The sequence below is a fragment of the Saccharopolyspora thermophila genome, from assembly GCF_014646075.1.
Lineage (GTDB): Bacteria > Actinomycetota > Actinomycetes > Mycobacteriales > Pseudonocardiaceae > Saccharopolyspora > Saccharopolyspora thermophila.
In genome coordinates this window covers 236,490-262,001 of sequence record NZ_BMMT01000003.1, presented here as the reverse complement: position 1 = coordinate 262,001, position 25,512 = coordinate 236,490, and the positions used below count along the sequence as shown (strand labels likewise).

Below are 25,512 nucleotides of genomic sequence, written 5' to 3'. Positions count from 1 at the left end.
GGGAGGACGCGATGCAGGGAGTGTGGACCCCGGACCAGATCCGCGCCGCCGAACAGCGGTTGTTCGCCCGGACGCCCGAGCCGACGGTGATGCGCCGCGCCGCGTTCGCCGTGTCCGTCCACACCGCCCGCGTGCTGGCCGAATCCACTGGCGGCGTGGCCGGTCGCCGGGTGGCGCTACTGGTCGGGGCGGGTAACAACGGCGGCGACGCCCTGTGGGCCGGGGCCTTCCTCCGCCGCCGCGGCGTTGGCGTGACCGCCGTGCTGCTCGCCCCGGAGAAGGCGCACCCGGCCGGGCTCGCCGCGCTGCGCCGCACCGGGGGGCGTGCGGTCCCGGCGGAGGGCGCGAGCCCGGACACCGCGGGCATCGGCGCGGATGCCGCGGACGCGGTGCAACGCGCCGACGTGGTGATCGACGGCATCGTGGGGCTGTCCGGGCGGGGCCCGCTGCGGGCGACGGCGGCGGAGCTGGTGCGTCGCGTGACCGTGCCGGTCGTCGCCGTGGACCTGCCCAGCGGTGTGGACCCGGTGACCGGGACGGTGGACGGCCCGGCGGTCGAGGCGGACGTGACGGTCACGTTCGGCGGCCGCAAGCCCTGCCACGTGCTGGGGGCCGGCTCGGTGCTGTCCGGGGACGTCGAGGTGGTCGACATCGGAGTGGCCGACGAGCTGCCGGACCCGGAGTTGTCCCTGCTGGAGGCCGCGGAGATCGGGGCGGCCTGGCCGGTACCGCGGGCCGACGATGACAAGTACAGCCAGGGCGTGGTCGGGGTGGCCGCCGGGTCGGCGACCTACCCCGGCGCGGCGGTGCTGGCCAGCGGTGCTGCCGTGCAGGCGACCTCCGGCATGGTTCGCTACGCAGGGCCGGCGGCCGACGTGGTCCGCGCGCACTGGCCGGAGGTGGTGGCGACCGGGTCCGTCGCCGACGCCGGGCGGGTGCAGGCGTGGGCGGTCGGGCCGGGCATCGGCACCGGCGCGAGCGGCCGGGACGTGCTTCGCCACGTGCTGGAGTCCGGGCGGCCGGTGTGCGCCGACGCGGACTCGATCACCCTGTTCGCCGCCGACGAGACCCTGTGGGACGCCCGCGACCCGGACGTGCCGGTGGTGCTGACGCCGCACGCCGGGGAGTTCGCTCGCCTGGCCGGGGAGGAACCGGGCGCGGACCGGGTCGCGGCGGCCCGGGAGGTCGCGGCCCGCTTCGACGCGGTGCTGCTGCTGAAGGGCAACACCACGATCATCGCCGCGCCGGACGGCCGGGTGCTGGTCAACGACTCGCGTCACGCCTGGCCGGCCACGGCCGGGTCCGGTGACGTGCTCACCGGCCTGATCGGGGCCCTCCTGGCCAGCGGCATCGAACCGTGGCTGGCCTGCGGCTACGCTGCCCACGTGCACGCCCTGGCGGCGGAGTTGGCGGCCCGCGGGGCGACCCGCGACCGCCCGGCCGGCGCGCAGGTGGGGGCGCCGATCGGAGCGTCGGCCCTGCTCGCGGCGGTCCCCGATGCGATCCGCCTGGTCCGCACCGCAGCCCTCACCTGAACAGGTGCCGTCGGACCGGTCACCCGGGTGAACGCTGCCGGTCCGGGTGGGGTTGCGCTGGTCCATGCCGGTGTGCTGGTCCGGGACCGGGGACCTGCGCTGCGGGTGGTGTGCGACGATGGCGATGCCATGAGTGACCAGCCCGCCCACCGCGCCGACCTGCGCATCGACCTCGACGCGATCCGCCACAACGTGAGCGTGCTGTCGGGGCGTGCCAGCAGGTCGGGCGCCCGCACGATGGCGATCGTGAAGTCCGACGGCTACGGGCACGGCGCCCTGGCGGTCGCGCGCGCGGCGCTGCGGTCGGGCGCGGACAGCCTCGGCGTCGCGTCCCTCGGCGAGGCCCTCCAGCTCCGCGCGGGGGGCATCACCGCCCCGGTGCTGTGCTGGCTGCACGCCGCGAATGACGACTTCGCCCCCGCCGTCGCGGCCGACATCGACCTCGCCGCCTCCACACCCACGGAGCTGGAGCGGATCATCGTCGCGGCCGAGCAGCGGGACCGCGCCGCCCGCGTGCACCTCAAGATCGACACCGGGTTGTGCCGCAACGGCTGCCCGCCCGAGCTGTGGCCCGCTCTGGTGGAGGCCGCCGCGAAGGCCGAGGCCGACGGACGCATCGAGGCCGTGGCCGTCTGGTCGCACCTGGCCTGCGCCGACGAACCCGGCCACCCCTCGATCGACCGGCAGGCGGAGCGCTTCCAGCGCGCCTACGAGCAGGCCCGCGCGGCGGGGCTCACTCCGATCCGCCACCTGGCCAACTCGGCGGCGGTGCTCACCCGACCGGACCTGCACTTCGAGCTGGTGCGGCCGGGGATCGCCGTCTACGGCCTGGATCCCGTCCCGCAGGACGGCGACCACGGTCTGCGCCCGGCGATGACGTTCCGCTCGTCGGTGGTGGCGACCAGGCGCGTCCCCGCCGGGGAGGGCGTCTCCTACGGCCAGACCTGGACCGCGCCGCGGCCGACCACCCTCGCCCTGGTGCCGGTGGGCTACGCCGACGGCGTGCCGCGCACCCTGTCCGGGCGTATGGAGGTGTGGCTGGCGGGGCGGCGGCGTCGGGTGGTCGGGCGGGTCTGCATGGACCAGCTGGTGGTCGACTGCGGCGACGACGAGGTCCGCGAGGGCGACGAGGTGCTGCTGTTCGGCCCGGGCGACCGGGGCGAGCCGACCGCCGCGGAGTGGGCGGAGGCGATCGGGACGATCCATTACGAGATCGTGACCGGCCTGTACCGGCCGCGCGTCACGCGCACCGTGGTCGCCGAGGAGGCGCGGGGCACCGCGGAGGGGCCGTGAAGCCGGTCTGGCAGGCGCTGGCCTGGACCAGCGGGGTGCTCGGCGCCGCGATCACCGGCGCCGTGGTGGGCGTGGCCGCGCACAGCTCGCGGGTGGCCGCGCTGCGCAAGGCCGACCCGCACGCCGCGGAGCCGCTGGGCCGGCTGCGCCCGGACCGCGAGTCCACTGTGGCCGCTGATGACGGCGTTCCGCTGGCGGTGCAGGAGATCCAGCCCGTCGACGGCGGTGACGCCGAGCTGTCCGTGGTGCTCGTGCACGGGTTCGCGCTCGACTCCCGCTGCTGGCACTTCCAGCGCCGCGACCTGCCGGAGCTGACCGCGCCGCGGGTGCGGCTGGTGCTGTTCGACCAGCGCAGCCACGGCCGCTCCGGGCGCTCGGCCAAGCACAACAGCACCATCGAACAGCTCGGCCGGGACCTGGACGCGGTGCTGCGGGCAACCGCCCGCGAGGGGCCGGTCGCGCTGGTCGGGCACTCGATGGGCGGCATGGCGATCATGGCGCTGGCCGAGCAGCGCCCCGAGCTGTTCCGCGACCGGGTGCGGGCGGTGGCGCTGATCGGCACGTCGGCCGGGGCGATCGGCGCGTCCGGGCTGCCGCGGCCGTGGCTGTCCCGCGCCAATCCCGTGCCGCGCGGGCTGGCGCTGCTCGCCGGGTTCCAGCCGGAGCTGGTCGAGCGCACCCGGCGGATGGGTGACCGGCTGGCCTGGAGCCTGATCCGCACCCTGTCGTTCGGGGACGGCGAGATCTCCCCGGCGGTGGTGGACCTGGTGGCCGAGATGATCGGCGCCACCACCGTCGAGGTGGTCACAAACTTCCTCGACACCATCAGCACGCACGATCGCCGGACCGCGCTCGCCGCGCTGAGCACCTGCGAGGTGCTGGTGCTCAGCGGGGACGTCGACCGGCTCACGCCGTATTCGCCGCATGCCGAGGTGATGGCCGCGGAGCTGCCCCACGCCAGGGTGGTGCGCGTGGAGGGGGCCGGGCACCCAGTGATGCTGGAGCGGCACGAGCTGGTCACCGAGGAGCTGATCGCGCTGCTGCGCCGGGCGGTCGAGGACAAGACCGGGGAGGTGACCGGGGGTTGAGCGCTGCGCTGCACACCATTGAACTGCCGCAGGAGTCCGACACGCTCGAGTTCGGCCGGCGGTTGGGGGCGCTGCTGCGCGCGGGTGATCTCGTGCTGCTGGACGGCCCGCTGGGGGCGGGCAAGACCGTGCTGGCGCGCGGCATCGCGGCCGGGATGGGGGTCACCGGTGCGGTGACCTCGCCGACGTTCGTGATCGCGCGGGTGCACCGGCCGGGATCCGGTGACGGCCCGGCGCTGGTGCACGTCGACGCCTACCGGTTGGGCGGCCTGGACGAGATCGACGACCTGGACCTGGACACCGACCTGACGGAGTCGGCGGTGGTCGTGGAGTGGGGCGAGGGCCTCGCCGAGCGGCTCGCGGACTCCTATCTGTTGCTGCGGCTGCGTCGCCGCGACGACGACGTCCGCGAGCTCACCGCGGAACCGCACGGCGAGTCGTGGGCGCCGCGGTTGGCGCAACTCGCCGCCCGGTGACCGACTTCCTCGCGGGCGTCCCGGCCCCGCTCGCGCTGGTGGCCGCCGTGGTGCTGCTGTTCGCCGAGTCCGGGCTGCTGGTCGGGGTGTTCCTACCGGGATCGGGCACGGTGCTCGCCCTGGGCTGGCTCGCCGGGCAGGGCGTGGTGGAGGTGTGGGTGGCCGCGGTGAGCGCCTTCGGCGCGACGGCCCTGGGCTGCCAGCACGGGTTTCTGCGGGGCAGGAGTCTCGGTCCGGTGCAGCGCCACCTGGTGCGCCGGGTCGGCGAGGAGCGGCTGGCGCGGCTGGAGTCCGCAATGGACGGTCGTGCCGCGGTGGCGGTGTCGACGTCGCAGTGCTTCGCGGTGGTGCGGACGCTGGTGCCGCGCCTGGCGGGTCACTCCGGCATGTCCCACCTGCGCTTCACCGCCTGCAACGCACCGGCGGCCGCGGCCTGGGCCACGACCCTGGTCCTGCTCGGCGCGTGGTCCGGAGCGGCCTACGAGCAGGTTCAGACGGTCGTCGGTGTCGCGGGGATGCCGCTGCTGGCGGTGGCGGCGCTGGTCGCCTTCGCGGTCTGGCGACTCCGCCGCCGATGCCCCGCGCGCCCTGGCGCGAACCGCACGGCGGACGTCCCGGAGTCCCACGCGGACCGGGTCTGAATGTCCGCGGTGTCCGCCCTGGGTCAGGCGGTGTTGCTGACCGTGATTTCCGCGGCGAGGTCGCGGGCGAGGCGCTGCATCAGGGGGATGACCTCGTCCGTCGAGATGCGCGCCATGCGGCCCTCCGGGCCGCTGATGGAGATCGCCGTGCCCGCTGGTGCGCCGGGGACGGCCACCGCGTAGCAGCGGACGCCGACCTCCTGCTCCCCGTCGTCGAGCGCGTAGCCCTGCTGGCGGATGCGGGCCAGTTCCTCGTGCATCGCCTCGATCGTGGTGATGGTGCGCTCGGTCTGCGCGTGCATCGTGGTGCGGGACAGCATCTGGGTCACCGCGTCGGGCGGCATCGTGGCCATCACGGCCTTGCCGACCGCCGTGGCGTGCGCGTCGACCCGGCGGCCCACCTCGGTGAACATCCGCATCGAGTGCTGCGAGGGGACCTGCGCGACGTAGACGATCTGGGTGCCGTCCAGGATCGCCATGTTGGAGGTCTCGCCGGTCGCTTCGGTGAGCTCGGCCAGGTACGGGCGGGCCCAGGCGCCCAGCGCCCGGCTGGCGGTCTCGCCGAGCCGGATCAGGCGGGGGCCGAGCGAGTACCGGCGGGACGGCTGTTGCCGGACGTATCCGCTGCCCACCAGGGTGCGCATGATCCGGTGGATCGTCGGCAGCGGCAACCCGGACTTCTCGGCGAGCTCGGAGAGGGCGACTTCGCCCCCCGCGTCGGCCATGAGCCCCAGCAGTTCGAAGGTGCGCTCGACCGACTGCACCCCTCCGCCCTGCTTCGCCCGTTGCGGGCCAGTGGTCATCGCAAGAACTCCCTCGTACCTAGCTCGCTCCAGGCGCAGTCTAGTCCGTGGCAGGTGCGCCAGCTCATGTTGCTTCGAACGCTATATGGAAACTAACATCCACGATGCAGAAAAACATAACGGACGTACCGCTAGCGGGGCGGCCGCCGCGCACCGCGGGTGCGCGAGTGCCCGCCACGCGGCAAGGTGAGCCATCAGCCACCGTCTGGAACCCGGCAGCAGAAAGAGGTGGACCCTCATGTCCGAATCCGCACCCGGCGTGCAGGTGCTCGGCGGACCGGTCGAGCGCGGGGACGAGATCCTCACCGCGGAGGCGCTGGCGTTCGTCGCCGGCCTGCAGCGGGCCTTCGGGGCCCGGCGCGACGAACTGCTCGAGCGCCGCAGGCAGCGCCGTGAGGAAGCCGCCCGCAAGGGCCGCCTGGACTTCCTCGAGGAGACCCGGCACATCCGTGAGGGCGACTGGAAGGTGGCCGAACCACCCGCCGACATCGCCGACCGCCGCGTGGAGATCACCGGCCCGACCGACCGGAAGATGGCGATCAACGCGCTGAACTCCGGGGCCCGGATCTGGCTGGCCGACCTGGAGGACGCCAACACCCCGCACTGGAACAACGTCGTCTCCGGCCAGGTCAACCTCTACGACCTGGTGCGCAAGCAGATCGAGTACACCAGCCCGGAGGGCAAGCACTACAAGCTGCGCGACGACGTCCGGCACGCCGTCCCGCTGGTGCGGCCCCGCGGCTGGCATTTCGACGAGAAGCACATCCTGGTCGACGGCAAGCCCGTGGTGGCCGCCCTCGTCGACTTCGGCCTGTACTTCTTCCACAACGCCCAGGAGCTCATCAGCCGCGGCAGCGGGCCGTACTTCTACCTGCCCAAGATGGAGAGCCACCTCGAGGCGCGGCTGTGGAACGACGTGTTCACCCACGCCCAGAAGGAGCTCGGCATCCCGCACGGCACCATCCGCGCCACGGTGCTCATCGAGACCTTCCCGGCCGCGTTCGAGATGGAGGAGATCCTCTACGAGCTGCGCGACCACTCCGCGGGCCTCAACGCCGGCCGCTGGGACTACCTGTTCAGCGTCATCAAGACCTTCCGTGACTCCGACAAGTACATCCTGCCGGACCGCAACTCGGTCACCATGACCGCGCCGTTCATGCGCGCCTACACCGAACTGTTGGTGCGCACCTGCCACAAGCGCGGCGCGTTCGCCATCGGCGGCATGGCCGCGTTCATCCCCACCAAGGATCCGGCCACCAACGACAAGGCGATGGCCAAGGTCCACGACGACAAGAAGCGCGAGGCCGGCGACGGCTTCGACGGCTCCTGGGTCGCCCACCCCGGTCTGGTGCCGGTCTGCTACGAGGAGTTCGACGCGGTGCTGGGCGACAAGCCCAACCAGATCGACCGCACCCGCGACGACGTGCAGGTGACCGCCGACCAGCTACTGGCGGTCGCCGACACCCCCGGGGAGAAGACCATCGAGGGCCTGCGCGCCGCGGTCGACGTCGGGGTCCGCTACATCGTCTCGTGGCTGGGCGGCAACGGCGCCGCGGCGATCCACAACCTCATGGAGGACGCCGCGACCGCCGAGATCTCCCGGTCGCAGATCTGGCAGTGGCTGCACAACGACGTCGTGCTGGCCGGCGGGGAGCGGGTCACCCATGACCTGGTCCGCGAGGTCCTCGCCGACACCGAGAAGCAGCTGCGCGCCGAGGAGGGTTTCCCGGTCGACAACCTGGGCCGGGCGATCGAGCTGTTCGAGCAGGTGGCGGTGGCCGACGAGTTCGTCGACTTCCTGACGCTGCCTGCCTACGAGCAGATCGACTGACCGATCCGCGGGGCCCTCCGGCACGTCCGGAGGGCCCCGCCGGAACCGTTGAAGGGAGCGCACGTGGCCAGAACCTCGCTGGAATCCGCCGACATCGCGCAACGGCTCGCCCGGCTGTCCGCCGTGGACGAGCAGATGGCCCGCACCTATCCGGGGGCGAGCGCGGCCCGGCAACCCGTGCACACCTGCTACGTCCCGGCGAACAAGGTGGACGTGGCGACGGTGGGGCAGTGGGGTCAGGAGGCGCTGGCCGCGCTCGACCGGGACGCGGCGCGTCCCGAGGACCTCGCCGGGATCGTCGGGATGGACCCGGAGATCGCCCGCGCGGTGCACCCGCGGGTGCGGGCGAAGCTGCAGGACGACCCGGTCGAGGACCTGCGCATCGACTTCGAGGACGGCTACGGCCGCCCCGATGACGACGTGGAGGACGCCGACGCCGAGCGCACCGCCGGGGTGGTCGCCGACTGGCTGCGCGACGGCGCGGAACCGGCGAACCTCGGCCTGCGGGTGAAGTCGTTCGACACGCCCGAGCTGCGGGCCCGCTCGGTGCGCACGCTGGACGTGTTCCTCACCGCCCTGCTGCAGCAGTGGGGCAGCCTGCCCGCCGGGTTCGTGCTGACCTTCCCGAAGGTGGTCGACGCGGCGCAGGTGGAGGTGTTCGTCGAGCTGCTGGAGCTGTTCGAGCACCAGCTGGGCATCCCGGAGAAGGCGCTGCGCTTCGAGATCCAGGTGGAGACCACGCAGTCCATCGTGGACTCCCAGGGGCGCTTCGCGCTGCCCCGGTTCCTGCAGGCGGGCGGCGGCCGGGTCAGCGGGCTGCACTTCGGCACCTACGACTACACCGCCAGCTGCGGGTTGACCGCGGCGCACCAGCACCTCGCGCACCGCGCCTGCGACTTCGCGCGGCACGCGATGCAGGTGTCGGCGGCCGGGACCGGGGTGTTCCTCTCGGACGGGTCGACGAACGTACTGCCGGTCGCAGACCAGGTCCACCACGGTTGGCGGACGCACTACGAGCTCGTCCGCCGCTCGCTTGAGCACGGCTTCTACCAGGGCTGGGACCTGCACCCGGCGCAGCTGGTGACGCGGTACGCGGCGGTGTTCGCGGCCTTCCGCGAGTCCGCCCCCGCGGAGGCGGCGCGGCTGTCGGCGTACGTGTCGGCCAGCGGCGGGGCGGTGCTGGACGAACCGGCGACCGCGCGGGCGCTGGCGGTGTCGTTCGTGCGGGCGCTGGACAGCGGCGCCACGGACGCCGAGGAGGTCCAGCAGCTGACCGGCCTGAGCGAGGCGGAGATCCGCAAGCTCGGGCGCCTGTAGACGCCATCGGGTGTCGAGTGCGGGGCACCTCCGACCGACTGGTGGGAGGTGCCCTGCCTCTCGTCGTAATCCGCGTTCGCGCCTCTTGAAAGTTGGCGTTCGACGTGCACAGATGTGCAGGGAACACCTGGCGAAGGAGCGTGGTGGATGAAGATCAGGGGCGCGGTGTTGCAGGAGTGCGGGCGGCCCGGGCCGTGGCAGCAGACCCAGCCGATCGCGGTCACCGAACTCGACCTCGACGAGCCCGGCTCCGGTGAGCTGCTGGTCCAGCTGGAGGCCGCCGGGGTCTGTCACTCTGATCTGTCCGTTGTGGACGGAAACCGGGTGCGCCCGGTGCCGATGCTGCTGGGCCACGAGGCGTGCGGTCGGGTGGTGCGGACCGGGCCCGGCGTCACCGACCTGGCCGAGGGCCAGCGGGTGGTGCTCTACTTCGTGCCCCGCTGCGAGGAGTGCGACGCGTGTCGGGCCGGCGGCCGGGTCCTGTGCACGCCGGGGTGGGAGGCCAACGGCGCGGGCACGCTGCTGTCCGGTGCCCGGCGGTTGAGCTGGAACGGCGAGCAGGTGCACCACCACTGCGGCGTCTCCGGTTTCGCCACCCACGCCGTGGTGGACCGGCACTCGGTGGTGCCGATCGCCGACGACGTGCCCCCGGACGTCGGCGCGCTGCTCGGATGCGCGGTGCTCACCGGCGGTGGCGCGGTGAAGAACGCGGCCCGGCTGGAACCGGGCGAGGACGTCACGGTCGTCGGCGTCGGCGGGGTCGGCATGGCGGCGGTGCTCGTGGCGATCGCCTTGGGGGCGGGCAGTGTGACGGTGGTCGACCCGCTGCCGGACAAGCGGGCCCGCGGCCTCGAACTCGGCGCGACCAGGGCGTTGAGCCCCGAGGAGGCGGTGGAGTCCGGGCACCGGACCGCGGTGGTCGTCGAGGCCAGCGGCAACGCGCGGGCCTTCGAGACCGCGGTGGAGGTGACCGCACCCGGCGGGCGGACGGTGTCGGTGGGCCTGGCGTCGCCGGAGGCGCGCAGCAGCATCTCGCCGCTGGCGCTGGTCAGCGAGACCCGCACGATCATCGGCTCGTTCCTCGGGTCCGGGCTGCCCGCCCAGGACATCCCGCAGTACGCGGACCTGTGGCGGGCCGGGAAGCTGCCGGTGGACCAGCTCGTCTCGGGCACGATCGACCTCGACGACATCAACCACGCCATGGACGAGCTGTCCGCCGGGCGCGCCATGCGTCAGGTCATCCGGTTCTGAGCACGCCGCGTGGTCCGACTTCGACAGGCAACAAGCCGATCGCGCGGCGCGGGTCCGCGGCAGCGGCTACCGTCGGTCGGAGTTCCGGGCGAGACGAGGGGAAGCTTCATGACGGAGAAGTCGGACCACGCGGACATCCTGGACAGGCTCGCCGAGCAGGTGCGGGAGCACCAGGTCTTCGGGGAGCCCGTGCGGCAGGGCGACACCACGCTGCTGCCGGTCGCCAGCATCCGCGTCGGCGGCGGTCGCCGCGGGCGGGACGACGGGCGCGGCGTCGGGGTGGTGTCCCGGCCGGTCGGGGCGTTCTCGGTGTCCGCCGACGGGAAGGTGGCCTGGCACCCGGCGGTCAGCGTCAACCGGATCGTCTGGGGCGGTCAGCTCGCGGTCGCCGTGATCGCGGTCGCCGTCGCGCTGGCCTTCCGCCGCCGGCGCTGACCGGCCGCTGCTCAGGTGCCGGCGGTGATCGGGTCGATACCGGACCAGCTGATCAGCCGCTCGGCCACCTCCTGGATCGTCGGCCGCGACGTCGGGTCCGGTTCCAGGCAGGCGTCGACCGTGCGCGACAGCGCGGCGGGCAGCCGCCGGTGCGTGCGCAGCGGAGCCGCGACGCTGGTGCGCTGCGGGTAGTAGCGGCCGCCGTTGCTGGTGCGCTCGCGGTGCGAGACGTGCGCCCACGGCGTGGTGCCGGAAAGGGCTTCGTACAAGGTGATCCCGAGCCCCCAGACGTCCGCCGCCGGGGTCATCACGCCACCCTCGGCCTGCTCCGGGGACAGGTAGTCGAAGGTGCCGGCCGAACTGCGTTCGCCGATCCGGCAGGCCAGGCTCAGGTCCAGCAACACCGCCCGGCCGCCGATCTCGACCACATTGGACGGTTTGACGTCCAGGTGCACCCAGCCGCGGCGGTGCAGGTAGCCGAGCACCGAGCACAGCTGGATGCCCAGCACGGCGGTGTCGATCGGGCGCAGCCGACCGAGCTGCTCGATCAGGTAGCTCAACGTGCGCCCGGGCAGCGTCTCGGTGATGACGGCAGGGCGCCGCGGCGGCTCGGTCTGCACGATCTCGTAGCCGCGCACCAGGTGCGGGTGCGTGAACTGGGTGAGCAGCACGCCCTCGTTGCGCAGCCACCCCACCGCGCGGGCGTCCTCGGCCCGCTCCGGGCGGACGGTCTTGGCGATGCAGCGGCAGGACCGCTCCTCGCTCCACACGTCGTAGACGTCGAGCCGACTACCGCGGCGCAGGTGCGCGACGACCCGGTACCCGGGGGCCAGCACCTCGCCGGATGCCAGGAGCGGACCCGGTTCGCCCCAGTCCTGGTCCGGCTCGCCGTAGTAGTACGAGCTCAACGAGTCGATCAGCACCGGTGCGGTCAGCTGTGGCTGCGGCGGCGGTAGTAACCACCGCTGCTGCTGCGTGAGCGGTACCGGCGGCGGTGGCCGCTGCTGCTGGAGTAGCGGCGCCGGTGCCCGCTGCTGGAGGAGTGCCAGCGGTGGTGGCGGTGGCTGCTGTCGTGCCCGTACGAGTGGTGCTTCGCCGGGGAGACCATCCTGAACAGCTTCGAAAGGTCCATCGGCCCATGCTCCCCTGTCGCTCGGTGCTGGTGTTCGCGGGAGCCGGTCGCCCCGCGTCACTGATCATTGTTCCTGGATCCGGACGCGCGGTCGAGGAAGTTTTGCGGCAGCGCGGCGGCGGGCGAGCGGATCTCCTCTCAACCAAGCCAGAAAACGATCACGCCGGCGACGACCAGTGCCAGCACCCCGCCGGCACCGGTCAGCAGCGGCCAGCGTAGCTGCGGGGCGGTGTGGTCGGACTCCAGCACGACGCGCTCCGGGTTCGCCGGGTCGTACCGGATCGGGACGTCCGTGCCGTGCAGGTGCGGGCGCGGACCGGAGCGCGCGGAGTCGACGACGATGGTGGTGACCTCGCGGCCGTCGGCGGTGCGGAACGTCAGCTCCGGAACGGAGGCATACCGGAGAGGGGAGTCATGTGAAAGGCTCGAGTGCGCGCCGGAGTGGTAGTCGCGGACATACCGGGCGTTCGTGCGCACGGCGACGCGGTCGAACCGGCGCTGCGCATGCCACCGCCAGACGCCAGAGCCGATGAGGACAATCCCCACGACGGCCGGGACGACGGCCGATGTCCACTGTTCGACGGGTATGGTGCTGATATACCTCAAGCCCTGGTCCGGCAGCCACGATCTTTGTGCTCGCCAAGCGCTTCACCTCCCTGCTCGGTCACGGATTCGTCGGAGCCACCGTGTCGCCGCCCACCGCCGGGGTCGGCTCGGAGCGCTGCCCGCGCATCGCGGTGAACAGCAGGTTCAGCAGCAGGGCGGCGATGCAGCCGGTGCTGATGCCCGAGTCAAGGACCGTGCGCAGCGCGGCCGGGAAGTGCTCGTAGAAGTGCGGTGCGACGACCGGGATCATGCCGATGCCCAGCGCCCCCGCCACGATCAGCGAGTGAAACGGGTCGCCCAGGTCGGCCCTGCCGAGCGTGCGGATGCCGCTGGTGGCCACCGAACCGAACAGCACCAGTGCGGCCCCGCCCAGCACCGGCTGCGGCACCAGCGACACGACCGCCCCGACCACCGGGAACAGCCCGAGCAGCACCAGCACGCCGCCGGCGGTGGCCACCACGTGGCGGCTGCGCACCCGGGTCAGCGCCACCAGGCCGATGTTCTGCGCGAACGCGCTGCAGGTGAACCCGCCGAACACGGCGCTGAGGGCGCTCCCGGCGCCGTCCGCGCGCAGCCCGGCCGCGATGGTCTTCTCGTCCGCCGGCCGGTCGACGATCTCGCCGAGCGCGATCATGTCGGCCGTGCTCTCCATCATCGCCACCAGCATCACGATGCAGAGGGAGAGCGTCGCGGTCAGGTCGAACACCGGCGCGCCCAGCTCGAACGGCGTGGGCAGGTTGAACACCGGCGCCGACTCGAAGGTCGTGGTGTCGATCAACCCCACCGGCCACGCGACCAGGGTCCCCACGACGAGGCCGATGAGCAGCGCGACGCGGTTCCAGAACCCCGTGAGGAACCGGTTGAACAGCAGCACCAGCACGAACGTCAGCGCGCCGATCGCGATCTTCTCCGGCGCGGCGTGGTCCGGCGCCTCCGGGTTCGGCCCGGCGACCCACCTGATGCCCACCGGCATCAGCGACAGGCCGATGAGCGTGATGACGGTGCCGTTGACGACGGGCGGAAAGAACCGCACCAGCCGGGAGAAGTACGGCGCCGCCACGAACGCCAGCACCCCGGCGATCAGCACCGAACCGTAGACGACAGACAGCGCGTTGTGCTGGCCCTGCTGCGCGACGATGGCCAGGATGGGGGCGACGGAACCGAACGTGACGCCGTTGACGAACGGCAGCCGCGCGCCGATCTTCCACACCCCGAGCGACTGGAGCACGGTGGCCAGGCCCGCGGTGAACAGGCTCGCCCCGATCAGGAGGGTCAGCTGCACCGGCGGCAGACCCATCGCCTCGCCGACGATCAGGGGCGGTGCCACCACACCGGCGTACATCGCGGCGACGTGCTGGACGCCGAAGGCGAGCATCCGGGTCGGTGGCAGCACTTCGTCCACCGGGTGCACGCTGTCGGGTCTTCCGCTGCGGGTGCCGCGGTTGCGGCGGGCCTTGAAGAGGGCCATGGGGGACTCCTGAGCCGCTGGGTTCGGTTAGTTCAGGTCGACATCAACGCCGGGTTCTTCTGGTGTTGCTGGCAAATCAACGTCAGATCCACAGTGGATCGAAAGCTCCTCGGGACGTACCCGAGTCGGACAGCAGCAGGGGGCCACCAGGATTCCCCCGGTGGCCCCCAGAAGGCGGATCAGCGGTGATCCTTCGGGTCTCGCCCAGCAGACCCACACGGCTCGCACCGCCACACGGAACGACTAGAACTCGGGCAGGCTGTACCAGGCACGCGGGGCCTCCTCGACGTCGTCGCGGGTGACGACGCCCTCGATCAGGCCGTACGGCCGGTCCGCGGCGTAGAACACCTCGTTGTCGTTGTCCAGGCCGCAGAAGCTGAGGTCCACCACGAAGTGGTGCTTGTTCGGCAGCGACAGCCGCACCTCGGCGACCTCCGGGTGCTTTTCCAGCGCCGCCTTGCCCATCTCGTACAGGCTCTGCTGCAGGGCCAGGCTGTGCGTGGTGGCGAACGCTTCCAGCATGGTGGCGCGGATCGACTCGAAGCTCTTGGCCCAGTCCACGTCGGTGTGCAGGTAGCGCCAGCGGGCGGTCACCGCGGTGGCCAGGATCCGATCGCGGGTCTCGGCCAGCGTGGTGTACTTGTCCTTCGGATAACCCCAGAACTCCGAACCGGTGGACTTGAGCACCACCAGGTCCCTGAGCCCGGACACCACGTACTCCTTGTCGCCGTCGATGGTGACCGCCGTGGTGCGCTTCTCGTCGGTGCCGCGGACGAAGGAGTGGTCGTGGCCGGTGCCGCCGACCGGGATCCGTTCCCAGCTGTACTCGTCGATGAGGATGCGGGCGCCGCTGATGCCCTCCGCCGTGCTGACGAAGTGGCGGCCCAGCCGCAGGGCGAAGGACTCGATCTCGCCGATCGGCGCCTCCTTGGCGAAGGCGTAGATCGTGTTCTTCTGGGTGTCGGTCGGCAGGCACTTGCTGTTGTCGCCGGCGAGGTGTACCGCGTCGAGGTCGCCGCGCAGCGAGGTGCTGACGGTGAGGTCCTTGATCGTGTGGCGCGGGGTGTCCCGGTTCACCGAGACGATGCGGACCTCGGCCTTGCCGTACTGGTTGGGGCCCATGACGATGCCCATGGGGTGATCAGCTCCCTCGGTAAGTGGAATAGGCGAACGGGCTGAGCAGCAGCGGGACGTGGTAGTGCTGCGCCGGATCGGTGATCCGGAAGGTGATCTGGACCTGCGGGTAGAACGTGGCGACGCCCTGGGCGTCGAAGTAGGCGCCGGTGTCGAAGGTCAGCCGGTAGTCGCCGACGTCCAGCTGGTCCGGCCCCAGGTCGCGGATCCGGCCGTCGTCGTCGGTGTGCCCCTCGGCCACCTTCTCCCAGGAGCCGGCCACGGCGGCTTCCAGCCGGATCGCGACGCCGCTGGCGGGCCTGCCCCGCGCGGCGTCGAGCACGTGTGTGGTGACGGCACTCATCCTTCGATCACCCTTGCCAATCTCAGACGTGCGATCGTGCGGAGTTCGTCGGCGACGATCCGCAGCTCGGTCTCCGGGTCGTTGTCCAGCCGGGAGTGCAGGATCTCCAGCAGTTCGGCGCCGCTGCGGCCGCTGGCGCACACCAGGTAGACGTGCCCGAACCGGCGTTCGTAGGCGTCGTTGCCCTCGCGCAGCCGCCGGGTGAGGTCCGCGTCGGTGGCATCGACGCCGGACTGCTCGCTGCGCGACCACTCGGCCGAGGTGTCCGTGCCCTGCGCGCGTTCCCCGATGCGGGGGTGCGCGGCGAGGGCCCGGTGGATCTCCTCAGCGGTCAGCTCCGGCGCGGCGGTGTCCGCGGCCGCGTAGATCGCCGCGACGTCGGGGAAGGGCCGCTGGTCGGCGATCTCCTCGGCCCAGCGCGGGACGTCGAGGCAGGCGAGCAGTTCGCGGACGAGGTCGGCGCGGGGGAGGCCGTTGAGCCGGTCCGGTTCGGTGTGTGACATCGCAGATCCCCACAGGATGCGCGCGGCCCCGAGGTGGTTTTTCCGGGATGAGGGGCGGGCGGTGGACGCCAGGTCCGAGCAGGCCCGGTGCGGCCGCGGCGGCTGGTCGGCGTTTGGTGCGGCACAAGTTACGACCGCGCTCCGCCAGGTGTCAACATTTTGTTGAAAAATCCTGGTGAGGAGGTGTGCGAGTAGCCCAATCGGGGGAGTTCGTCAGCCGCGGGACTGCTCGCGGTTGAGGTAGTTGTAGACCGTGAAGCGGCTGACGCCGAGGGCCTTGGCCACCGTCTCGACCGACTTGCGGAGGGTGAACGCGCCGCGCTCCTCGAGCAGCCGGACCGCGCGCTGCTTGTCCGCGCGCGGCAGGTCCGGCAGGCGTCCGCCCAGCTCGTCCTCGACGGTCCGGATCATCCGGTCGAGCGCGCTGGTCAGCTCCTCGCCGGGCAGGCGCACGGCGACCGCCGGGACGCCCTCCCAGTACAGGACGATGTCCCCCGGTTCGCGCTCGTCGGCGGGCACGGCGGTGCCGCCGACGCGCTCCAGCAGTGGGGCGATCGCGTGGCCGAGCGGATGCACGCTGACCAGCCTAGACCTCGTCCTCAGTGGGGCCGACCGTCACCTGCAGGGTGATCCGGTGCGCCCCGGTGTCCAGCACCGTGTCGAGCACCGCGGCGAGTGCGGGCAGGAGCACCTCGCGTTCGGCGGTGACCGAGGTGCCCAGCGGGCCGAAGTCGGGTTCGAGGCCCGCGGCGCGGAGGCGGTCCCGGGCGGCCGTGGCGTGCGCGGGTGGCTCGCCTTCGCCCTCGAAGGGTTCGGTGGTGAACTCTGCTCGCAAGATCATGGTGACCTCCTGCTCGCACGGTATCCGCTGCGCTGCCGTTGCGGTCCGGTGTGTGCAGGCCGGCGGCGTCCGCGCTGGTGGTGGCGTCGCGGTGACCGGCCGGTAACTCCGACGGTGGCGTTGACCGCCGGACGAAACGCGGTTAATCTACCGTTGTACGAAATAAGACTTCCATATTATGAAATAAGCGAGGGATGTGGCGCGGACGTCGTCGCGCCGCAGATCCCCGAACCGGGGGGTGCTGATGGATCCCAACCGCTACGACGTCAATCTCTCGATCCTGTTCACCGAGCTCGACGTGCTGGAGCGGCCCGCCGCCGCCAAGGCCGCCGGCTTCGACAAGGTCGAGTTCTGGTGGCCGTTCCCGGTCGCCGTGCCGTCCGACCGCGACGTGGACCGGTTCGTGCGGGCCATCACCGACGCCGGGGTTTCCCTGGTGGGGCTGAACTTCTTCGCCGGTGACATGCCCGCCGGGGACCGCGGCGTGCTGTCTGACCCCGACCGGGCCGGGGAGTTCGCCGACAACGTCGACGTCGTCGTCGGCATCGGCGAACGGCTCGGCTGCCGGGCCTTCAACGCCCTGTACGGCAACCGGACCGACGGCGTCGACCCGGCCGCGCAGGACCAGGTCGCCACCGAAAGCCTCATTCGGGCCGCCACGGCGGTGTCCCGCATCGACGGGGTGGTGCTGATCGAGCCGGTCAGCGGCATGCCCGCGTACCCGCTGAAGACGGCGGCCGACGCGCTCGCGGTGATTGACCGGGTGCACGCCGAGGGCGGCGTGGACAACCTGCGCCTGCTGTTCGACATCTATCACCTGGTGGTCAACGGCGATGACCCGGACGCGGTCCTGGACCGGCACGCCGGCGCCATCGGGCACGTGCAGATCGCTGACGCCCCGGGCCGCAACGAGCCAGGCACCGGCGAGATCGACTTCGAGCGCTACTTCGACAAGCTCGACGCGGCGGGCTACGCCGGCAACATCGGCCTGGAGTACAAGCCGAGCGGGGCCAGCGCCGACAGCTTCCACTGGATCAAGCGCTGACGCGGTCGTGCCGCCGTGCGGGAGAGCGCGCGACCACACGACATGGAGGAGTGCCAATGAGCAAGGTCGGATTCATCGGGCTGGGCATCATGGGCGGCCCGATGGCCGCCAACCTGGTCAAGGCCGGCCACGAGGTCACCGGTTACAACCGCAGCCGGGCCAAGGTCGACAAGCTGGTCGCCGACGGCGGCAAGGCCGCCTCGAGTGTGGCGGAGGCCGTCCGCGGCGCCGAGGTTGTGGTCACCATGCTGCCCGACTCGCCGGACGTCGAAGCCGTCGTGCTCGGCGAGGACGGCGTGCTGGCCAACGCCGAGCCGGGCACGCTGCTCATCGACTGCAGCACCATCCGCCCCGACGTGTCGCGCCGCGTCGCCGAAGCCGGCGCCGAGAAGGGCGTCAAGGCTCTCGACGCGCCGGTCAGCGGCGGTGAGCCCAAGGCCATCGACGGCACCCTGTCGATCATGGTCGGCGGCGAGGCGGACGCCTTCGCCGCGGCCCGCGGGGTGCTGGAGGCCGTCGGCTCCACGATCGTCCACGTTGGACCGTCCGGGGCCGGACAGACCGTGAAGGCCGCCAACCAGCTCATGGTCGCCGGCCACATCGGCCTGCTCGCCGAGGCGCTGGTGTTCCTGGAGGCGCACGGCGTGGACACCGAGGCGGGCCTGAAGGTCCTCGGCGGCGGGCTCGCGGGCAGTGCCGTGCTCGACGCCAAGGGCGACAAGATGCGCAACCGCGAGTTCGCCCCCGGCTTCCGGCTCGAACTGCACCACAAGGACATGGGCATCGTGCAGTCCGCGGCACGCGAGGCGGGCCTGACGATCCCACTCGGCGCGCTGGTGAGCCAGCTCGTCGCCGCCGCCGTCGCGCAGGGCGACGGCAAGCTCGACCACTCGGGCCTGCTCAGGCAGATCACCCAGCTCAACGGTCGCGACTGAGGGGTGTCCTCGAACTCGTCCCGGCCGGGTGGTGCTGCGTGCGGGTCCCTCGTCTCCTGCGGCGACCACGCAGCACCACCTGATCCCCAACGCGGAAACCCCGCGAAGCAGTACAACGGTCACGGGTCGGCGGTCCAGCGCCGCCAAGCAACTCGACCACCGACCCGCTCCCAACACGGTGCGCGCCGCGGCGCGCACCCGAGAGGAAGTCTTACACCATGCCCGAAGTCCCCGTCATGCAGGCGGTCGTCGACGTGCTGAAGTCCGAGGGCGTCGACATCACCTTCGGCTGCCCCGGTGCGGCGATCCTGCCGCTGTACGCGGCCATGGAGCACAGCGGCATCAAACACCTGATCGTGCGCCACGAAGAGGGCGCCACCCACATGGCCGACGGCTGGGCCCGCACCACCGGCAAGGTCGGCGTCGCCATCGGCACCTCCGGCCCCGCGGGCACCAACATGATCACCGGCCTCTACACCGCCCAGGCCGACTCGATCCCGATCCTGTGCATCACCGGCCAGGCGGTGTCCACCAAGCTGCACCAGGAGGCGTTCCAGGCCGTCGACATCGTCGACATCGCCAGGCCGGTCACCAAGTGGGCCGTGCAGGTCAGGGAGGCCGCGCAGGCGCCGTGGATCTTCCGCGAGGCGTTCCGCATCGCCCGCTCCGGCCGCCCCGGCCCCGTTCTGATCGACCTGCCGCTGGACGTGCAGATGCAGAAAATCGAGTGGGACCCCGGGCTGGACGCGCCGCTGCCGGTGCCGCGCGTCGAGCCGCACCAGCCGCGGGTCGAGCGGGCGCTGGACATGCTGCTGGAAGCCGAGCGCCCGCTGATCCTGGCCGGCGGCGGTGTCATCCTCGGCGACGCCCACGAACAGCTGCGCGAACTGGCCGAACTGCTCGGCATCCCGGTGCAGACCACGCTGATGGGCAAGGGCTCCTTCCCGGAGGACCACGAGCTGTTCGCCGGCATGACCGGCATCCAGACCAGCCAGCGCTACGGTAACCAGTCGTTCCTGGAAGCCGACCTGGTGCTGGCGCTCGGTGCCCGCTTCGGCGACCGGCACACCGGTGCGCTGGACGTCTACCGGGGGCAGCGCAGGTTCATCCACGTCGACATCGAACCCACCCAGATCGGCAAGGTGTTCGGGCCCGACCTCGGCATCGTCTCCGACACCCGGCTGTTCCTGGACGCGCTGCTGGCGGCCGCCCGCGAGCGGGGCGCGAGGCCGGACTTCTCCTCGTGGGTGGCCCGGGTCGGTGTCCTCAAGCAGACCCTGACCAGGCCGGACGACTACGACACCGTGCCGATCAAGGCGCCGCGGGTGTACCGGGAGATCAACCAGATCTTCCCGCCGGAGACCTACTTCGTCACCGCGATCGGCCTGTACCAGATCTGGGGTGGCCAGTTCCAGACCGCGCACCTGCCGCGGCACTACCAGGTGTGCGGCCAGGCCGGGCCGCTCGGCTGGGAGATCCCGGCCGCGATCGGCGTCAAGTCCGCCAGGCCGGACGCCGAGGTGGTCGCGGTGGTCGGCGACTACTCGTTCCAGTTCCTGGTGGAGGAGCTGGCGGTCGCCGCCCAGTACGACATCCCGTTCGTCATCATCATGCTGAACAACGAGTACCTGGGCCTGATCCGGCAGGCCGAGGGCGACGCGTTCGGCATGAAGACCGAGGTGGACATCCACTACGACGAGCACGGCACGGACAACGTCAGGATCATGGAGGCGTACGGCTGCTCCGGCCGCCGCGTCTTCGAGCCGGGCGAGCTCGCCGAGACCATCGAGTGGGCGCGCAAGGAGGCCGTCGCCACCAGTCGCCCGGTCCTGGTCGAGGTGATGATCGAGCGCGAGGCCACCACGGCCCGCGGCATCCGCATCGACGCCATGATCGAACCGGAGCCGGTGCCGAACGCATGACGTGTGGTGGGATCGCACTTCCCCTGGACGGGGTGGTCGGGTGGAATACCCGATGACCCATTGGTGTCCTCCGCCGGGTTCGTGCCGGGCGTCCCGGCGGAGGACACCACCCTGATGATCTCGGGAGTTCGCTGTGCCTGGTCCAGTCCTGATCGCGCCGGACAAGTTCAAGGGCTCGCTCACCGCGGCGGAGGTCGCCGAGGCGGTGGCCGCCGGACTGCGTCGTGTCCGGGCCGACGTGGAGGTTAGGCTGGCGCCGGTCGCCGACGGCGGCGACGGCACCGTGCGCGCCGCGGTGGCCAGCGGGTACGCGGCGGTGCCGGTGCGGGTCACCGGCCCGGTCGGCGAGCCGGTGGACACCGAGATCGCGCTGCACGGCGAGACGGCCGTGGTGGAGCTGGCCTCGGCTTCCGGGCTGGCGCTGCTCGACCCGGACGCGCTGGCCCCGCTGTCGGCCTCCAGCGTGGGCACCGGTGAGGCGATCCGGGCGGCGCTCGACGCGGGCGCGCGGACCGTGGTGCTCGGCGTCGGCGGCAGCGCGAGCACCGACGGCGGCGCCGGGATGCTCACCGCCCTGGGGGCACGGGTGCTGGACGCTGCGGGCAACCCGTTGCCCCCGGGCGGTGGACCACTCGCCGAGGTGGCCGAAGTGGACCTTTCGGGGCTGGATCCCCGGCTGGCGGAGACCGACGTGATCCTGGCATCCGATGTGGACAATCCGTTGCTCGGCCCGAACGGCGCCGCGCACGTGTATGGGCCGCAGAAGGGCGCAACCCCGGATCAGGTGCGGTTCCTGGACGAGGCGCTGGCGCGGTTCGCGCGGGCCGTGCTGGCGGCGGGCGGACGCGACGTGGCCGACCAGCCCGGCGCCGGTGCCGCGGGCGGCGTCGGCTACGGGGCGCTGGCGGTGCTGGGTGCGCGGATGCGGCCCGGTGTCGACGTGATCCTCGAGCTGATCGGCTTCGACCGGCTGCTCGCCGGAGCGGGTCTGGTGGTCATCGGCGAGGGCTCGATCGACGAGCAGACCCTGCACGGCAAGGGCCCCGCCGGGGTCGCCGCGCGAGCCGCGGCGGAGGGCGTCCCGGTGGTGGCCGTGGCGGGCCGCTGCCAGCTGGCGCCGGAACGCCTCCGCGAGGCGGGCATCGAGGGCGTCTACGCCTTGGCGGACGTCGAACCGGACGCGCAGCGCTGCATCCGCGAAGCGGCCACCCTGCTTGCGGACGTCGCCGAGCAACTCGCCAAGAACCACCTCTGACCTGCTCAACCGCGTCTCGTGTCCGCGGTGTCCAACACGTGCGGCAGGACGAACGGCGGCCGATGTGAAGCCGTGGCGAGTCCGGCACGCTGCGCTGAATCGATTGCGCCCCGGAGGCTCTTGACGGGGCGTCGGACATCGCCGAGTATTTCAGTCAACGATAAGTATACTTCACGATACGAAAGAATGGTCGGCGCGAGCCTGCTGGCGCGGCACCGACTGGCGCGAGACGGTCGCCGGCCGAGCATGGCCGGTCGAGCTGATCCGCGGCGCCCGCCCGGACCGGCTGGTCGAACGGGCCGCTCGCCTTGACCCGGCGAGCAGCGGAGTTCAACACTTTGTTGAAGTTTTCAGACGAGGAGGTAGCCGCGTTGCCCGAGCCCTTCGACGTCGTGTTCCGCGCACGACGGCTCATCGGCCCGAACGGGGAGACGTCCGGCAGCGTCGCGGTGCGCGACGGCCGCATCGCGGCCGTCGAGGCGCTGGACGCCCAGCTCGACGCCGCCCGCTCCATCGAGCTCGCCGCGGACGAGGTCCTGCTGCCCGGGCTGGTCGACACCCACGTGCACGTCAACGACCCGGGCCGCACCGAGTGGGAGGGTTTCGACACCGCCACCCGGGCCGCCGCGGCCGGCGGCATCACCACCATCCTGGACATGCCGCTGAACAGCCTGCCGCCGACGATCGACGTCACTGCGCTGGAGGTCAAGCGCCAGACAGCGCGGGAGAAGGTCCACGTGGACGTCGGTTTCTGGGGTGGCGCGGTGCACGGCAACCTCGCCGAGCTGCGCGGCCTGCACGAGGCCGGGGTGTTCGGCTTCAAGTGCTTCCTGCTGCACTCCGGCGTCGATGAGTTCCCGCCGCTGAACCCCACCGAGCTCGACGCGGCGCTGCGCGAGCTCGCCGGGTACGACGCGCTGATGATTGTGCACGCCGAGGACTCCGACGCCATCGCGCACGCCCCCACGGCACACGGCGAGACCTACGGTGACTTCCTGCGGTCCCGCCCGCGCGGCGCGGAGAACGTCGCCATCGCGCAGGTCATCGAACTGGCCCGGCGCATCGGCGCGCGGGTGCACATCCTGCATCTGTCCTCTTCGGACGCGCTGCCGCTGATCGCCTCCGCGCGGGCCGACGGGGTGCGGGTCACCGTCGAGACCTGCCCGCACTACCTGAGCTTCACCGCCGAGGAGATCCCCGACGGCGCCACCCAGTTCAAGTGCTGCCCGCCGATCCGCGAGGCCCGCAACCGGGAACTGCTGTGGCAGGGGCTCGCCGACGGCATCATCGACTGCGTGGTCAGTGACCACTCGCCGTGCACACCCGAGCTCAAGCGGTTCGACATCGGCGACTTCGGCGTGGCCTGGGGCGGCGTGGCCAGCCTCCAGCTCGGCCTGCCCGCGGTGTGGACGCAGGCGCGGCTGCGCGGCCACAGCCTCGCCGACGTGGTGCGGTGGATGGCACGCAAACCGGCGGAACTGGCCGGGCTGCGCCACAAGGGCTCCATCGCGGTCGGGCAGGACGCCGACCTCTGCGTGTTCGCGCCGGACGACGCCTTCGTGGTGGACGTGGCGAAGCTGCACCACCGCAATCCGGTCTCGCCGTACCACGGCCGGCCGCTGGCCGGGGTGGTGCGGCAGACCTGGCTGCGCGGTCAGCAGATCGCCGGCGACGGCGTGGACATCACCGACCCCCGAGGGCAACTGCTCATCCGCCAGGAAGCGTAGGTTACGGAGAATCCATGCAGCACAACGACGTTCGGCGCGCGACGTTGCCGGACCTGGCATCCCGCGCCGTCGGCGGCAGTGTCGTGTTCGCCAACGACGAACTGTTCGCCGAGCGGGAGAACCTCATCAAGCCCGAGGAACCCGTCTACCAGCCCTACACGTTCGGCCACAAAGGACAGATCTACGACGGCTGGGAAACCCGGCGCCGCCGCGAACCCGGCGTGGATCACGCCATCATCCGGCTCGGGCTGCCCGGCATCGTCCGGCAGCTGGTCGTCGACACCGCGTTCTTCAAGGGCAACTACCCGCCCGCGGTGTCGGTGCAGGGATGCGCGGTCGAGGGCTACCCGAGCCCGGAGGAGCTCGCCGCGGCCGACTGGGAGGAGCTCCTGCCGGAATCCCCGGCCGCGGGCGACACGCGCAACGTCTACGACGTGGACAGCGACCGCCGCTACACCCACGTGCGGCTGTGCATGCACCCCGACGGCGGCATCGCGCGCCTGCGCGTGCATGGCGAACCCGTGGCCGACCCGCGCTGGATCTCCGGGACCCTCGATCTGGCCGCGCTGGAGAACGGCAGCCAGGTCACCGGGTGCAGCAACATGTTCTACTCGTCGCCGTCGAACCTGTTCGCCCCGGGCCTGACCCGGGTGATGGGCGAGGGCTGGGAGACCGCGCGGCGCCGCGACGACGGCAACGACTGGGTCTCGGTCCGGCTCGCCGCGCCCGGCACCGTGCACTGGGCGGAGCTGGACACGAGCTACTTCATCGGCAACGCGCCGGGCTGGGCGTCGCTGTCGGGCTGCGACGCCCGCACCGCCGACCCCGACGACCCCGGCTCGTGGACCGAGCTGCTGCCGCGCACCCGCCTGCAGCCGGACACCCGGCACCGCCTGAAGCTGCCGGTGCGGGCGGAGGTGACGCACGTGCGCCTGGACATCTACCCGGACGGCGGCATGGCGCGGCTGCGGCTGCACGGCGAAGCCAGCGCGGCCGGGCGGGCGGAGCTGGCCCGGCGCTGGTTCAACGCCCTACCGGAGGCGCACGCGACGGCGGTGCTCACCGGTGAAGCCGGACTCACCGCGCAGCGGGCGACCCAGCTGGTCGCGCAGCGGCCCCTGGCGGCGGACGCCGCCCTCCCGGCGGAACTCGCGGCGCTGCTCACCTAGTCCCGCCAGGGTTCAGGGCGTGGCCCGGCCTCGGCGCCTTTGGCGCGGTCCGGGGTGCGTAACCCTGGTGACCAGGGCTGACGTACGCTGAACAGTCGTGCTCGTCATTGCGCTGGACACCTCGACCCCCGCGGTCACGGCCGGGCTGGTCGCCCTGGACGGCGGTCGACCGCGCGCTCTTGCCGAGCGCGCCACGATCAACCCGCGTGCGCACGGTGAACTGCTCATGCCGCACCTGCTGGACGCCATGGCCGAGGCGGGCCACGAGCTCGCCGACGCCGACGCGATCGTCGTCGGGGCGGGACCCGGGCCCTTCACCGGCCTGCGGGTGGGCATGGCCACCGCGGCCGCCCTCGGCCAGGCGTGCGGGCGGCCGGTGCACCCGGTGTGCAGCCTCGACGCGATCGCCGCCGAGGCCGCCGTCGACGGCCCACTGCTGGTCGCCACCGACGCCCGGCGCAAGGAGGTCTACTGGGCCGCCTACGACGCGGACCGCAGGCGCATCGACGGGCCGCACGTGCAGCGCCCGGCCGACGTGCCCACCAGCGGCTTCACCACCGCGGCCGGGACGATGGCCGAACTGCTGGGCCTGGCGGTCGCCGAGCCGCGCCACCCGACGCCGGTTGGCCTGGTCGCGGCGGCGCGCGAGGCGCTGTCCGGCGAGCCCGCGCCCCTGGTGCCGCTGTATCTGCGGCGTCCCGACGCCGCGGAGCCGGGCAAGCGGAAGTCCGTGCTGACCAGGGGTGGGAAGTGACCGACCGC

The 25,512-nt window shown here is 72.2% G+C and carries 26 protein-coding genes; 16 read left to right on the top strand and 10 right to left on the bottom strand.

The window, feature by feature from the left end; all coding sequences use genetic code 11:
• Positions 1-11 precede the first annotated feature (11 nt).
• The 5 genes from IEY17_RS07390 to IEY17_RS07370 all read left to right on the top strand — a co-directional run bounded on the left by IEY17_RS07390 (position 12) and on the right by IEY17_RS07370 (position 5,033).
• Entirely contained in the window at positions 12-1,535 is a 1,524-nt protein-coding gene (locus IEY17_RS07390; protein ID WP_188986534.1) for an NAD(P)H-hydrate dehydratase, read from the top strand.
• Between the two features lie 129 nt (positions 1,536-1,664).
• Positions 1,665-2,828 carry an alanine racemase gene (gene alr / locus IEY17_RS07385; RefSeq protein WP_188986533.1) on the top strand — a complete coding sequence of 388 codons (1,164 nt, stop codon included), beginning with the start codon at positions 1,665-1,667 and terminating at the stop codon, positions 2,826-2,828.
• Positions 2,825-3,916, top strand: a complete 1,092-nt coding sequence (locus IEY17_RS07380) for an alpha/beta fold hydrolase (protein ID WP_188986532.1) — start codon at positions 2,825-2,827, stop codon at positions 3,914-3,916. Before alr ends, IEY17_RS07380 begins: the two co-directional genes overlap by 4 nt.
• A complete protein-coding gene (gene tsaE / locus IEY17_RS07375) occupies positions 3,913-4,392 on the top strand; it encodes a tRNA (adenosine(37)-N6)-threonylcarbamoyltransferase complex ATPase subunit type 1 TsaE (protein WP_229679918.1) in 480 nt (159 codons plus the stop codon). The genes IEY17_RS07380 and tsaE overlap by 4 nt, the downstream gene beginning before the upstream one ends.
• The gene (locus IEY17_RS07370) at positions 4,389-5,033 is read left to right on the top strand and encodes a DedA family protein (protein WP_188986531.1); all 645 of its coding nucleotides are present in this window, start codon (positions 4,389-4,391) and stop codon (positions 5,031-5,033) included. The genes tsaE and IEY17_RS07370 overlap by 4 nt, the downstream gene beginning before the upstream one ends.
• Positions 5,034-5,056: 23 nt before the next feature.
• Here the strand turns inward: IEY17_RS07370 and IEY17_RS07365 are convergent, their stop codons facing one another.
• A complete protein-coding gene (locus IEY17_RS07365) occupies positions 5,057-5,836 on the bottom strand; it encodes an IclR family transcriptional regulator (protein WP_188986530.1) in 780 nt (259 codons plus the stop codon).
• Positions 5,837-6,074: 238 nt separating this feature from the next.
• Here IEY17_RS07365 and aceB point away from each other — a divergent pair, with 238 nt between their 5' ends.
• The 4 genes from aceB to IEY17_RS07345 all read left to right on the top strand — a co-directional run bounded on the left by aceB (position 6,075) and on the right by IEY17_RS07345 (position 10,670).
• Positions 6,075-7,667 carry a malate synthase A gene (gene aceB / locus IEY17_RS07360; RefSeq protein WP_188986529.1) on the top strand — a complete coding sequence of 531 codons (1,593 nt, stop codon included), beginning with the start codon at positions 6,075-6,077 and terminating at the stop codon, positions 7,665-7,667.
• A gap of 63 nt (positions 7,668-7,730) precedes the next feature.
• Positions 7,731-8,984 (top strand): DUF6986 family protein, encoded by a 1,254-nt coding sequence (locus IEY17_RS07355; RefSeq protein ID WP_188986528.1) that lies wholly within the window; start codon positions 7,731-7,733, stop codon positions 8,982-8,984.
• Between the two features lie 147 nt (positions 8,985-9,131).
• Positions 9,132-10,235 carry an alcohol dehydrogenase catalytic domain-containing protein gene (locus IEY17_RS07350; RefSeq protein WP_188986527.1) on the top strand — a complete coding sequence of 368 codons (1,104 nt, stop codon included), beginning with the start codon at positions 9,132-9,134 and terminating at the stop codon, positions 10,233-10,235.
• 108 nt (positions 10,236-10,343) lie between these two features.
• The gene (locus tag IEY17_RS07345) at positions 10,344-10,670 is read left to right on the top strand and encodes a hypothetical protein (protein ID WP_188986526.1); all 327 of its coding nucleotides are present in this window, start codon (positions 10,344-10,346) and stop codon (positions 10,668-10,670) included.
• An 11-nt stretch (positions 10,671-10,681) separates the two neighbouring features.
• Here IEY17_RS07345 and IEY17_RS07340 read toward each other — a convergent pair whose 3' ends face one another.
• The 9 genes from IEY17_RS07340 to IEY17_RS07300 all read right to left on the bottom strand — a co-directional run bounded on the left by IEY17_RS07340 (position 10,682) and on the right by IEY17_RS07300 (position 16,697).
• Positions 10,682-11,593, bottom strand: a complete 912-nt coding sequence (locus IEY17_RS07340; RefSeq protein ID WP_188986525.1) for a serine/threonine-protein kinase — start codon at positions 11,591-11,593, stop codon at positions 10,682-10,684.
• Between the two features lie 8 nt (positions 11,594-11,601).
• The gene (locus tag IEY17_RS07335) at positions 11,602-11,802 is read right to left on the bottom strand and encodes a hypothetical protein (RefSeq protein WP_188986524.1); all 201 of its coding nucleotides are present in this window, start codon (positions 11,800-11,802) and stop codon (positions 11,602-11,604) included.
• A gap of 138 nt (positions 11,803-11,940) precedes the next feature.
• Positions 11,941-12,279, bottom strand: coding sequence for a DUF3592 domain-containing protein (locus tag IEY17_RS07330; RefSeq protein ID WP_422662578.1), 339 nt, complete (start codon positions 12,277-12,279; stop codon positions 11,941-11,943).
• A 187-nt stretch (positions 12,280-12,466) separates the two neighbouring features.
• The gene (locus tag IEY17_RS07325) at positions 12,467-13,876 is read right to left on the bottom strand and encodes a nucleobase:cation symporter-2 family protein (protein ID WP_188986522.1); all 1,410 of its coding nucleotides are present in this window, start codon (positions 13,874-13,876) and stop codon (positions 12,467-12,469) included.
• Positions 13,877-14,119: 243 nt separating this feature from the next.
• Positions 14,120-15,010 (bottom strand): factor-independent urate hydroxylase, encoded by an 891-nt coding sequence (pucL, locus tag IEY17_RS07320; RefSeq protein WP_188986521.1) that lies wholly within the window; start codon positions 15,008-15,010, stop codon positions 14,120-14,122.
• A gap of 7 nt (positions 15,011-15,017) precedes the next feature.
• The gene (gene uraH / locus IEY17_RS07315) at positions 15,018-15,353 is read right to left on the bottom strand and encodes a hydroxyisourate hydrolase (RefSeq protein WP_188986520.1); all 336 of its coding nucleotides are present in this window, start codon (positions 15,351-15,353) and stop codon (positions 15,018-15,020) included.
• A complete protein-coding gene (gene uraD, locus IEY17_RS07310; RefSeq protein WP_188986519.1) occupies positions 15,350-15,856 on the bottom strand; it encodes a 2-oxo-4-hydroxy-4-carboxy-5-ureidoimidazoline decarboxylase in 507 nt (168 codons plus the stop codon). The genes uraH and uraD overlap by 4 nt, the downstream gene beginning before the upstream one ends.
• Positions 15,857-16,069: 213 nt before the next feature.
• On the bottom strand, positions 16,070-16,432 hold the full coding sequence (locus tag IEY17_RS07305; RefSeq protein ID WP_188986518.1) for a helix-turn-helix domain-containing protein: 363 nt from the start codon (positions 16,430-16,432) through the stop codon (positions 16,070-16,072).
• Positions 16,433-16,442: 10 nt separating this feature from the next.
• Positions 16,443-16,697: a hypothetical protein gene (locus IEY17_RS07300; RefSeq protein ID WP_188986517.1), complete on the bottom strand. Its 255-nt coding sequence runs from the start codon at positions 16,695-16,697 to the stop codon at positions 16,443-16,445.
• 244 nt (positions 16,698-16,941) lie between these two features.
• Here IEY17_RS07300 and IEY17_RS07295 point away from each other — a divergent pair, with 244 nt between their 5' ends.
• From IEY17_RS07295 to tsaB, 7 genes are all read left to right on the top strand, one after another.
• Positions 16,942-17,742 carry a hydroxypyruvate isomerase family protein gene (locus IEY17_RS07295; RefSeq protein ID WP_188986516.1) on the top strand — a complete coding sequence of 267 codons (801 nt, stop codon included), beginning with the start codon at positions 16,942-16,944 and terminating at the stop codon, positions 17,740-17,742.
• Positions 17,739-18,677: a 2-hydroxy-3-oxopropionate reductase gene (locus IEY17_RS07290; protein WP_268240310.1), complete on the top strand. Its 939-nt coding sequence runs from the start codon at positions 17,739-17,741 to the stop codon at positions 18,675-18,677. Before IEY17_RS07295 ends, IEY17_RS07290 begins: the two co-directional genes overlap by 4 nt.
• 218 nt (positions 18,678-18,895) lie before the next feature.
• Positions 18,896-20,599 carry a glyoxylate carboligase gene (gene gcl, locus IEY17_RS07285; RefSeq protein WP_188986514.1) on the top strand — a complete coding sequence of 568 codons (1,704 nt, stop codon included), beginning with the start codon at positions 18,896-18,898 and terminating at the stop codon, positions 20,597-20,599.
• 133 nt (positions 20,600-20,732) lie between these two features.
• Positions 20,733-21,854, top strand: coding sequence for a glycerate kinase (locus IEY17_RS07280; protein WP_188986513.1), 1,122 nt, complete (start codon positions 20,733-20,735; stop codon positions 21,852-21,854).
• 371 nt (positions 21,855-22,225) lie between these two features.
• Positions 22,226-23,581, top strand: coding sequence for an allantoinase AllB (allB, locus tag IEY17_RS07275; protein ID WP_188986512.1), 1,356 nt, complete (start codon positions 22,226-22,228; stop codon positions 23,579-23,581).
• A gap of 14 nt (positions 23,582-23,595) precedes the next feature.
• Entirely contained in the window at positions 23,596-24,750 is a 1,155-nt protein-coding gene (gene alc, locus IEY17_RS07270; protein ID WP_188986511.1) for an allantoicase, read from the top strand.
• Positions 24,751-24,847: 97 nt separating this feature from the next.
• Positions 24,848-25,504: a tRNA (adenosine(37)-N6)-threonylcarbamoyltransferase complex dimerization subunit type 1 TsaB gene (gene tsaB / locus IEY17_RS07265; protein WP_188986510.1), complete on the top strand. Its 657-nt coding sequence runs from the start codon at positions 24,848-24,850 to the stop codon at positions 25,502-25,504.
• Positions 25,505-25,512 lie beyond the last annotated feature (8 nt).